A 10,535-nucleotide genomic window follows, 5' to 3' on the forward strand; every position below is an offset into this window, starting at 1 on the left:
ATGGAACAAAACAAGAACGAGTCTGTTTGTTCCCAACTGCCTTGGATCTCTTCTGATCATGCCCGCACAGTCCTTCAACCCTGCCATTGCCGCCTTGCAAGCGCAGATCGCGCGGATGGAAGGGGATAGCGGACCAGAGCGGGGCGTGCTGCCTTTCGGAGTGCCGGACTTGGATCGTCGGCTGCCCGGTGGCGGCCTGGCGCTCGGTTGCCTGCACGAGGTGGCGGGCGGCGGCGATGGCGCAGTGGATGGCGCGGCAGCTTCCTGCTTCGCGGCCGGCATTGCCGCGCGTCTGCCGGGTCCGGTGCTCTGGTGCGTGACGCAGGCGGACCTCTTCGCGCCGGGGCTGGAGCAGGCGGGCCTTGGCCCGGACCGGGTGATCTATGTCGAGGCGGGCGATGAGGTCTCGGTGCTGGCCTGCATGGAGGAAGGCCTGCGCCATGGAGGAATTGGCGCGGTGGTGGCCGATGTCGCGCGGCTCTCGATGACCGCCTCGCGCCGGTTGCACCTGGCGGCCAAGGGTTCTGGCACCACCGGCATCGCGCTCCGGCGCTGGCGGCGCCAGCAGGAGGCCCATGACTTCGGGCAGCCCACAGCGGCGATGACCCGTTGGCGGATCTCGGTCCTGCCCTCGACCGCCCTGCCCGTCCCCGGTGTCGGCCGGGCCCGCTGGCTCATCGAGTTGATCCGGGCACGCGCAGGCGAGTAACTCGATCTCGAACTGGAGGCATGCGATGGCACGGGTCATCTCGGTCTACCTGCCGCTCTGGCCGATCGATCGGCTCAAGCGGCAGGCGCCTGACGCGGCACCCTCGCCCAAGGCGCCGCTCGTCCTGGCGGGCCGGGTCGGCAACCGGCGGCTGGTGACGACAGCTTGTGCGCGGGCGCAGGACTTGGGCATCTCCGCTGGCATGCCGGTGAGCAAAGCCCAAGCGATGGTCCCGGGCCTGCAGGTGCTGCCCCATGATCCCGCTGCCGATGCGGCCTCGCTCGAGCGGCTGGCGCTCTGGGTGCTGCAGCGGGTCTCGCCCGTCGTGGCGGTCGATCCGCCAGATGGACTGGTGATCGACTCCACCGGCGCCGATCACCTGCATGGCGGCGAGGACGCCCTCCTGGAGACCCTGATCGGTCGGCTGGTCATGTCGGGCGTTACCGCCCGCGCCGCTGTTGCCGACACCTGGGGTGCCGCCCATGCGCTGGCCCGGTATGTGGCTGACCCAATGCATTTGGCAGAGGTGGGCACCGCCGAGGCGCTGCTGTCACCCCTGCCCCTTGCAGCCCTGCGGTTGCCGCCTGCCACGCTCGCCAGCCTGCGCACGTTGGGTTTCGCCTGCATCGGTGATCTGCTCCATCAGCCTCGCGCGCCGTTGACCCGAAGGTTCGGGCCGGAGCTTTGCCGCCGGCTGGATCAGGCGCTTGGCCATGCCTCCGAGCCGATCGAGCCGCTGCGCCCGCCGGAGCTTGTGGAAGTGCGTCGCAGCTTTGCCGAGCCGATTGCCGCGGCCGAGACCATCGCCCACTATATCGGCAAACTGGTGGTCCAGCTCTGTGCGACCCTGGAGCAGCGCAGCCTCGGCGCCCGCAGGCTCGATCTCCTCTGCTGGCGGGTCGATGCCCATGTCCAGACCGTGCGCGTGGGTCTGGCCAAACCACAACGTGATCCCCAGCGGCTGACCCGCCTCCTCTGCGACAGGATCGAGACCATCGCGCCGAGCTTCGGCATCGAGATCCTGTCACTCACGGCGGTGATGGTCGAGCCGCTGGAGGCCAGGCAAGTAGCCAGCTCCCTGCTGGAGGCCCCTGCCCCGGATCTCTCCGGCCTGTTTGATGTGCTGGCCAACCGCGTCGGTGCCCGCAGCGTCTACCGCATGGCACCTGTGCCGAGCGACGTTCCGGAACGCTCCGTCACCCGCGTCGCAGCCCTGTCCGATCCTGTCGGCGTCGGCTGGCCCGATCACTGGCCGCGGCCCACCCGCCTGCTGCCCCGTCCTGAGCCGATCGAGACGCTGGCACTCCTGCCCGATCATCCGCCGGTCTCCATTACCTGGCGGGGCATCCGCCGCAAGGTGGCCCGCGCCGATGGACCCGAGCGGGTCTTCGGCGAATGGTGGAAGCGAGACGCCGAGATGATTGCCGTCCGGGACTACTTCCGCATCGAAGATGAGGCTGGCGAGCGCTACTGGGTGTTCCGGGCAGGCGACGGCGAGAACAGCGAGACCGGCTCGCACCGCTGGTTCCTGCATGGGGTGTTCGGATGAACGGTGTCATCGGATGACCGGGCCGCGCTATGCCGAGCTGCAGGTGACCTCGCCCTTCTCCTTCCTGCGCGGGGCCTCCTCGGCCGAGGAGCTGTTTGCAACCGCAGCCGTGATGGGCATCGACGCGCTCGCGGTGACCGACCGCAACACGCTTGCGGGTGTCGTCCGGGCTTGGGAGGCGGCCAAGGCCACCGGTGTCCGGCTGGTGGTCGGCTGCAGGCTCGATCTCGCCTGCGGCATGGCGCTTTTGGTCTATCCCACCGACCGGGCCGCTTATGCCCGGCTTTGTCGGCTGCTCACCCTGGGCAAGTCCCGCGCCGGCAAGAGCAGATGCCATCTAGACTGGGCGGATGTCGCGGAGCATGCCGAGGGCCTCATCGCCGTCTTGATCCCGGACATGGCGGACGACACAGGCGCCTTGCACCTGCGCCGGCTGCGCGATGCCTTTGGCGATCGAGCCTACCTGGCCCTGACCCTGCGCCGCCGTCCCAATGACCAACTGCGGCTGCACCAACTCTCGACCATGGCCGCTCAGCTGCGCATGCCGACGGTGGTGACCAACGATGTCCTCTACCATGAGCCTGCCCGCCGCATCCTCCAGGATGTGGTCACCGCCATCCGTCACAACGTGACCGTCGAGGCCCTGGGCGCTCACCGCGAACGTCTTGCCGATCGTTTCCTCAAGCCGCCGGAGGAGATGCACCGGCTGTTTGCCCGCTATCCGGAAGCGTTGGCCCGGACGCTGGAGATCACCGAGCGCTGCCGCTTCTCGCTGGATGAATTGCGCTACCAGTATCCCGAGGAGCGGGATGATCCAGCCCTCAGCCCGCAGGAGACGCTCGAGCGGCTGACCTGGGAGGGGGCAGCTTTCCGCTATCCTGAAGGCGTGCCGGAGGAGGTCACAGCGTCGCTCACGCACGAGTTGCGCCTGATCGGCAAGCTAGCCTATGCGCCCTACTTCCTGACGGTTCACTCGATCGTCCGCTTTACCCGCTCCCGCGGCATCCTTTGCCAGGGCCGCGGCTCGGCTGCGAACTCGGCCGTATGCTATGTGCTGGGCATCACCGCCATCGATCCTGGCCGCAATGATCTGCTCTTCGAGCGCTTCGTCTCCGAGGAACGCCACGAGCCGCCCGACATCGATATCGATTTCGAGCACGAGCGTCGCGAGGAGGTGATCCAGTGGGTCTACGGGACCTACGGCCGCGACCGGGCCGCGCTCTGCGCCACGGTGATCCGCTACCGCGCCAAGGGCGCGCTGCGCGACGTGGGCAAGGCCATGGGCCTGCCCAAGGATCTGATCCAGACCCTCTCCGGCCAGATGTGGACGTGGTCCGAGGAGGGCGTCAGCGAGGCGCAGATCAGAGAGCTGAACCTCGACCCGTCCGATCGCCGGCTGCGGCTGACGCTGGGGCTGGCCCGGCAGCTCATGGGCTTTCCCCGGCACCTGTCGCAGCATCCGGGCGGGTTCGTGCTGACCCAGGACCGGCTCGATGACCTGGTGCCCATCGAGCCCGCCGCCATGGAGGACCGGCAGATTATCGAATGGGACAAGGACGACATCGACGCGCTTCGCTTCATGAAGGTGGACGTCTTGGCCCTCGGCATGCTCACCTGCATGGCCAAGGGACTGACATTGATCGCGGAGCACAAGGGTATTTGCCATGACCTCGCCACCATCCCACCCGAGGACCCGCGCACCTATGCGATGATCCGGCGTGCCGACACGCTCGGCACCTTCCAGATCGAGAGCCGGGCGCAGATGGCCATGCTGCCCCGCATGAAGCCCAGGACCTACTATGACCTGGTGGTGCAGGTGGCGATTGTCCGGCCCGGTCCCATCCAGGGCGACATGGTCCATCCTTATCTGCGCCGCAGCGAAGGGCTGGAGCCGGTGGAGTATCCCACCCCTGAACTGGAGAAGGTGCTGGGCAAGACCTTGGGCGTGTCCTTATTCCAGGAACAGGCCATGCGGGTCGCGATCGAGTGCGCGGGCTTTACCCCCGGCGAGGCCGACCTGCTCAGGAAGTCCATGGCGACCTTCAAGTTCACCGGTGGGGTCAGCGCCTTCAAGGACAAGCTGGTCTCGGGCATGGTGGCCCGCGGCTACGATCCCGACTTCGCCGAGCGCACCTTCCGCCAGCTCGAAGGGTTTGGCTCCTACGGCTTTCCGGAGAGCCATGCGGCAAGCTTCGCGCTTGTGGCCTATGCGAGTGCCTGGCTCAAATGTCATCATCCGGACGCCTTCTGTACGGCATTGTTGAACTCCCAGCCGATGGGCTTCTATGCCCCGGCGCAGATCGTGCGCGACGCGCAGGAGCATGGCGTCGCAATCCGGCCCGTCTGCGTCAATGCCTCCCGGTGGGACTGCACCCTGGAGCCGACGGGACGGCCCGAGGACGAGGGCAGCCGCTTCGCCGTCCGCCTCGGGCTGCGGATGGTCAAGGGCCTGGCAAACAGCCACGCAGCAAGCATCGTCACCGCCCGCGCCGACCGGCCCTTCGCTTCCCTCGAGGATCTCTGGCGCAGGGTGCGGGTGCCAATCGCCAGCCTGAGCCGCATCGCCGAAGCCGACGGGTTCAGACCTTCCCTCGGGCTTAGCCGCCGCGAGGCGCTTTGGGCGCTGAAGGGACACGGGCCAGAAGAGTTGCCGCTTTTCGCGGGCGCGCGGAAGGCATCACAGCGGCAGGAAGAGGACGCTGGAGCGGATGCTGGGGCAGGGGAACAGCGGAACAACGAGACCAGAACCGAAGACGAAGAACCTGCCGTTGCGCTCCGAACAATGACGCTCGGGCGGGAGGTGGTGGAGGACTACAGTCATACCGGCCTCAGCCTGCGCCGACATCCCGTCTCGTTCCTGCGCGAGACGCTGAAGGAACGGCGTATCATTCCTTGCGCCGAGGCCATGACCAGTCGGGATCGCCGCTGGTGTGCGGCCGCGGGCCTGGTTCTGGTGCGGCAGCGGCCGGGATCGGCCAAGGGGGTGATGTTCATCACCATCGAGGACGAGACAGGTGTCGCCAATCTTGTGGTCTGGCCGAAGGTCTTCGAGGCGCACAGGCGCATCGTTCTTGGTGCAGTAATGATCGATGTGCAGGGACGCATCCAGCGTGAGGGCGAGGTCGTGCATTTGGTTGTTAATCGTCTCACCGACCTGTCGCGTGACCTGGCCAGTGTCGGCAGATGCGACGGCGCTTTTCCTCTGCTCTCTGGCTGTGGTGACGAAGTCGAGCCCAATAGTCCGATTCCAGAGCCGCGTGACATGTATGTCAAGCCATGCTGCATCTAACTAACAGTTCACAGCTGTGAACTTTGGCCCATTCTGACGAGTGATCGCCTCTATCATTCGGGTAATTGAAAACTGGCCTGCCTCGGCCTTGGCGGCGAGTGTCTGCAAATAAGCTCCTGGCGAACGTATTTGCGAGAACCGCTGGAGAATAGCCGCAAGGGTTGCTGCTGCACAAATGGCTCCCATTCTCTGCTTTGCCCGAGACCATACCGATGGTTCAATCCCCATCATCGAGCTAACCTGATCGGCGGCATGGATCAGACCAGACCAGTCTTTAATGTCATGGGTGCTCAGCTGAACGATGTCGAAGCAAGCTGATAAAATCACGCTCAAGCTCAAGTTTTGGGCTTGGTCGGAACGCGGCAAGCACAAGCCTTTTTCTTCATGGCATTCAGATTCAGATTCTTCTTTATTTGATCTCTGATGGTGCTGCTCATTTTGGCTGCCCCTGATGCTCAGATCATCTGTCTGGCAGTTCGTGATCTGGGTCTGGATATCACGGAGTACGGTGGCGAGTTCAGTGCGCAAGGCAGCAAGTTCTGCCACAGTAAGCCTGCGGCGAAGAATGCGGGCTGTCAGGGCTACAAGGTTCCGGTGCTGGTCGCTGTAGGGCAGGGGGGTTCCCTGGTTTTCGATCAGATCGAGAAGCCCGATCACGTCGCGGCGCATGAGGCTGATGTCGCTGCGCAGAGCTGCGATCGTCGCCATGGTGTTGCGCGCCTGCTCGGCAGCCGCCTGGATTTCGCTGGCACGCTGCAGCAAGGGGAGCAGGTCAAAGCCGAAGCGCTGTTCGCCAAAGGAGCTGCGACGGACATATCGCTTCCCATTCGGACTGTCATGACGAAGGATCAGACCAACCTCTACCAAACGGGCGATGTGCCTGCGCATGGTCGAACAGGGCATCCCGTTGAGCCGCTCGCAAATCGTCGCATTCGAGGGGTAAACGATCAACCTTGCAGGATCATCCAGGTCATTGCCGGGATGGAAGCTGACCAGCGCCTGCAGGACCGTCAGGTCACGATCCGAGACCCCAAAGGCCTTGCGTCCGGCTACCAGGTCGCGCAATATGGCCCATTTGTTGACGCTTTCCCCGGCCGTGGACTGTATCAGCGTCGCGTGACGTTGAACGCGAACAGCATCCACCGGTCGCCGGAACGGCGTTATGGCATGGTAAGTCATTCTCCGTTCACGAAGACAAAGAAATTCCGCGCCGCAAATCACGAAGGGACTTGCAGAGGCTTCCGAGGGCGACTACCTTTAATGTGCTACGATCAAAGGGTCTCGTAAGGTTTCGTGCTTTGCGGGACCTTTTCTTTGGCTGGTTCGTGCCTCCTTGCTGTTATACCTATCTTCCCCTCAGCCACGCTTCTTCCAACGGGCGTGAAGTTCCTCGATCGCACCGGCTGCCTCGGATTGCAGCCAGTCGGCGAATTTCGCGTCCTCGATCCTGATGTCCAGCCGAACTCCGTTCTTTGTCCTGACAATCTTACCAGCAAGCTTGCCGCCGATCGTCAAGGCACTCGAGGCTTCTAATGCCGGGCGGGGCAGGGTGGCCATCTTTCGTAAACGACGGGCTACCGCTTCGAACGCTGCAACCGAAGGATCGGCGACATCTGGATCGGTCTGCGCCCTGACCCGTGTTGCTAGATCGGCCAGTTCAACGCGGTCCGCCTCCGTCTCGTTCAACGCAGTGGCCAAGGCCTCCCATCGGGGGCGGCCCGTGCCATGGGCAGGGCCGATCGCCAGAGCAAGGTCAGCACCCACGCTTCGCACGACGGCCAGGAACATCGAAATTGCCGATTTGGTCACATTCAGGATTTCTGCGCTCTGAGCCTGCGTGCCAAAGTTATTCTCGACCAATTGCTGGGCAAACATCGCGCGCTCGATAAAGCTCAGGTCTCTGCGGCCGGTATTCTCGGATGCTTGGGCGCGGATGGCAGCACCATCATCCATCGACGCAATCATCGCGCGAATCTTGGTGACCTTGTCGGATCCACGCACGGCTTCCAGCCGCCTGCGCCCATAGACCAGCAGATAGCGGTCCGGGTCTGCCGGATCGCGGCGGACCAGGATCGGCACGGTCTGACCAACAGACTCGATCGAGGCGCGGAGATCCCCCACATCCTGAGGGTCCATGCGGTCGGTGGCCCGGCTATCGATGATCTGCTCGGGATCCAGTTCCCAGATCCGGTGGCTGTCCACGGCATCGCGTGCTGAACGCAGCGCGCGGTTGTTCGACATCATCGACGGCGGCGCGGCTGCCGCTCCCTGGGCCAGGGTATCCAGCATCGACATGCGCCGCTTCTTGCTGTCACTCATTTGCGCCCCCATGTTTGCTGGATCAATTGCGCGATCTCGTCATTAACGGCATTCAGGCTTTCGATCGCCCGATCATAGGTGGATCTCGTGAAGGCCGCTCGATCAACCTCGTAAAGCGTCTGCTTCGTCAGCCCCGCATCCGAGATGGCGGTCGATTTCAGCATCGGCGCATTCAGCACCTTGTCGCCGTACATCGTGCGGAGAAAAGCCACGATCCGGTTCTGTGGCGCATCCGTCGGCTCATAACGGGTTAGCAGATAGCGCATCCAGTCATGCGACATGTCCGCACCGCTTTCGGCGATCACATCCATCAAGTCGGCCGTCATACGAAGGAACTGGCTCATAGACATGACATCCAGCATTTCCGGGTGGATCGTGACCAGAACCCCGGTTGCCGCCGACAAGGCCGACATCGTCAGAAAGCCCAGTTGCGGCGGGCAGTCGATGACCACGACATCGTAATCGGAATCGACCTGCGCCAACGCCTCCTTCACACGGAAAAAAAACAGCCCGGCATTGCCCTGCGCCAAGGCTCGGGGCGTTTCATGCTCGAATTCCATCAGCTCCAGGTTGCCGGGGATCAGGTCGAGATTCGGCAGGTAGGTCTTGCGGATCACGTCCCGGATCGGCGCAGGGTCCTCATAGCGGATCGCGTCGTAAAGCGTCCCGCCGTCCTGGAGGTCATATTCCGGCTGCACCCCGTGCAAGGCCGTCATCGATGCCTGCGGGTCCAGATCAATGGCCAGCACGCGATAGCCCTTTAAGGCCAGCCGTTGCGCCAGATGGGCCGAGGTCGTCGTCTTGCCGGACCCTCCCTTGAAGTTCATTACGCCGATGATCTGCAGCTTGTCGCCAAGCTGGCGACCCGGCAGGTAATCCCCGGGGTTCCGGGCTGTCCTCTCCAGAAGTTCCCGCAGTTCTTGGATGTCCTGCACGGAATACATGCGGCGATTGCCGGCCGTCATCTCGGGCGAGGGGCCCTTGCCGTCGAGATGCAGCTTGCGCAGATAGCTGTCGTTTACATCCAGAAGCGCGGCAGCCTCGCCCGAGGTGAACTTGCGCATCGCCTTGTGCGCGTCGGGGGGAAAGAGGTTCTCACGCTGGGCATGCAACTGGCTGGCCAGCCATTCGGAATGTTGTCGGATGACCGCGTTCAGGTTTTCCTGACCCGGATCCTCTCCTGCTCTTTTCTGTCGCATCGCCGTGTTCACGAAATTTGCCGTTTTGCCGCGCATTTTCGTGACTATGTCGGAGAATCGTTATCCTTGGCAAGCAGATTCCTGTGGCCTTCGCATGACCGGCAGAATGCCTGCTAATCCTGTCCCAGCAGGCGGATCAACATCCGCCGATGCTGATCCTGCGCCCCGAAGAAGACAGCCAGAACACGCACCGAGTCGCTCGGATCGTCAACCGTGAACCAGAAGGTCGCACTGCCCAGCGTCAGCTGCCGCAAGCCTGGGATCAGATCATCATGCCGGCTTCCGCGCCGCGGAGCCGTCGCAATGCGGGTCGCATCTTCAAGAATGCCGGCCAGTCTGACTTCCGCGCGTTCCAGCGCCTCGGTTCGGCTTTCGCCGAACGCCATGTAGCTGTCGACAAGATGGTCGAAGATCAGAAGAAAATCGCGCTCGGCCTCGGCTGCGAACTCAATCCGCATTACGATCCGTGCGGCGGCGTGCTCTTGTCATGTCCTTAAGGCGACTGCGCATCGTTGCCACATCGACGAAAGCGCCCCTGGCCCGTTCCTCCAGCAAGGCCTTCAATGCCGCCCGGTCCGCCATTTCGCCTTCAGACTTCTCGCGCAGCAATTCCAGGCCGTGCTGCACAACGGCGCTGACAGAGGGAAACCTGCCTTGCCTGACCTGCGCACGTGCAAAGGCATGCTGCTCGGCGCTGAGGGAAATCGAGGATTTGACAGTCATGGCAATCTCCTTGTGAAAGGAGAGTATGACCAGGTGCTACCTGCGTCAAGGTGGCAGGGCAGGGGCTGTTCTTCTATCTCTCTCCTGCGCCCATGATCATCCCCTTCTTTTCGGCTCGCTGCAGCAGCAGCCGGACGGTCGACGGGAACCACTTCGCATTCCCCCTGGGTGTTCTTTCGCGCATCTGCTCCAGCCTCGTGGCGATACCCGCCAGCGTAAGGTCCGGATCGGCATGGCGCATGCCGGCCACGATCGCCAGCAGCCGGTCGTCGGGCGTGCTGCACGGCGCCCGCTCCAGCACCGAAGGGGGCAAGAGCCCGTCGCTGACATAGCGTTTGGTGGCGCGCTTCAGCCGCTCCACCGACCAACCTTGGCCAGTGCGGGCTGTGACGAGGCGCGCCAGATCCTCCCAGGGCATGGCGGGCCGGTGCCGCCGCACCAGCGGCAGCCAGCCATCGGCCGAGGCCTCCAGCTTGCGGAAATAGGTCTCGTCGCGCGCCATGCGCAGCTTGCGGATCGCCTCGCGGTCGCCCGCCCGCAGGGCCGGATTGCCGCCCACTCGCCCCTGCGCCCGGGCCGAGCGCAGCCCCGCCTTGGTCCGCTCGCGGATCAGCGCGCGTTCCAGTTCCGCCACCGCTCCCATCACCTGCAGCGAAAAGCGGCCCTGCGGCGTGGCCGTGTCGATGGGATCGCCGAGCGAGCGGAAATGCGCACCCCGCGCCTCCAGCGCCTCGATCACCTGCAGCA

At 64.0% G+C, this 10,535-nt stretch carries 9 protein-coding genes; 3 read left to right on the plus strand and 6 right to left on the minus strand.

Annotated elements, in window-relative coordinates; all coding sequences use genetic code 11:
- The first annotated feature begins 58 nt into the window (after nucleotides 1–58).
- Genes RAH32_RS20700 through RAH32_RS20710 form a run of 3 tightly spaced genes read left to right on the plus strand, consistent with a single transcriptional unit; the run spans nucleotide 59 to nucleotide 5,547 of the window.
- Nucleotides 59–709 (plus strand): ImuA family protein, encoded by a 651-nt coding sequence (locus tag RAH32_RS20700; protein WP_306610295.1) that lies wholly within the window; start codon nucleotides 59–61, stop codon nucleotides 707–709.
- A gap of 25 nt (nucleotides 710–734) precedes the next feature.
- Complete coding sequence (locus RAH32_RS20705; RefSeq protein ID WP_306610296.1) at nucleotides 735–2,258, plus strand: Y-family DNA polymerase; 1,524 nt, start codon at nucleotides 735–737, stop codon at nucleotides 2,256–2,258.
- Nucleotides 2,259–2,271: 13 nt separating this feature from the next.
- Complete coding sequence (locus RAH32_RS20710; protein WP_306610297.1) at nucleotides 2,272–5,547, plus strand: error-prone DNA polymerase; 3,276 nt, start codon at nucleotides 2,272–2,274, stop codon at nucleotides 5,545–5,547.
- On the opposite strand, the gene repC is transcribed toward RAH32_RS20710, so the two are convergent.
- The 6 genes from repC to RAH32_RS20740 all read right to left on the minus strand — a co-directional run.
- On the minus strand, nucleotides 5,548–6,726 hold the full coding sequence (gene repC / locus RAH32_RS20715; protein WP_306610298.1) for a plasmid replication protein RepC: 1,179 nt from the start codon (nucleotides 6,724–6,726) through the stop codon (nucleotides 5,548–5,550).
- 177 nt (nucleotides 6,727–6,903) lie between these two features.
- Nucleotides 6,904–7,866 (minus strand): plasmid partitioning protein RepB, encoded by a 963-nt coding sequence (gene repB / locus RAH32_RS20720; RefSeq protein ID WP_306610299.1) that lies wholly within the window; start codon nucleotides 7,864–7,866, stop codon nucleotides 6,904–6,906.
- Nucleotides 7,863–9,065 carry a plasmid partitioning protein RepA gene (gene repA, locus RAH32_RS20725; RefSeq protein WP_306610300.1) on the minus strand — a complete coding sequence of 401 codons (1,203 nt, stop codon included), beginning with the start codon at nucleotides 9,063–9,065 and terminating at the stop codon, nucleotides 7,863–7,865. The genes repB and repA overlap by 4 nt, the downstream gene beginning before the upstream one ends.
- Before the next feature lie 113 nt (nucleotides 9,066–9,178).
- Nucleotides 9,179–9,523, minus strand: a complete 345-nt coding sequence (locus tag RAH32_RS20730; protein WP_306610301.1) for a type II toxin-antitoxin system RelE/ParE family toxin — start codon at nucleotides 9,521–9,523, stop codon at nucleotides 9,179–9,181.
- Nucleotides 9,513–9,788 (minus strand): ribbon-helix-helix domain-containing protein, encoded by a 276-nt coding sequence (locus RAH32_RS20735; protein ID WP_306610303.1) that lies wholly within the window; start codon nucleotides 9,786–9,788, stop codon nucleotides 9,513–9,515. The genes RAH32_RS20730 and RAH32_RS20735 overlap by 11 nt, the downstream gene beginning before the upstream one ends.
- 73 nt (nucleotides 9,789–9,861) lie before the next feature.
- Nucleotides 9,862–10,535, minus strand: a 674-nt coding sequence (locus RAH32_RS20740) for a recombinase family protein (protein ID WP_306610304.1), incomplete at its 5' end; no start/stop codon positions are given.

This window comes from Paracoccus yibinensis, from assembly GCF_030846195.1.
Taxonomy (GTDB): domain Bacteria; phylum Pseudomonadota; class Alphaproteobacteria; order Rhodobacterales; family Rhodobacteraceae; genus Paracoccus; species Paracoccus yibinensis.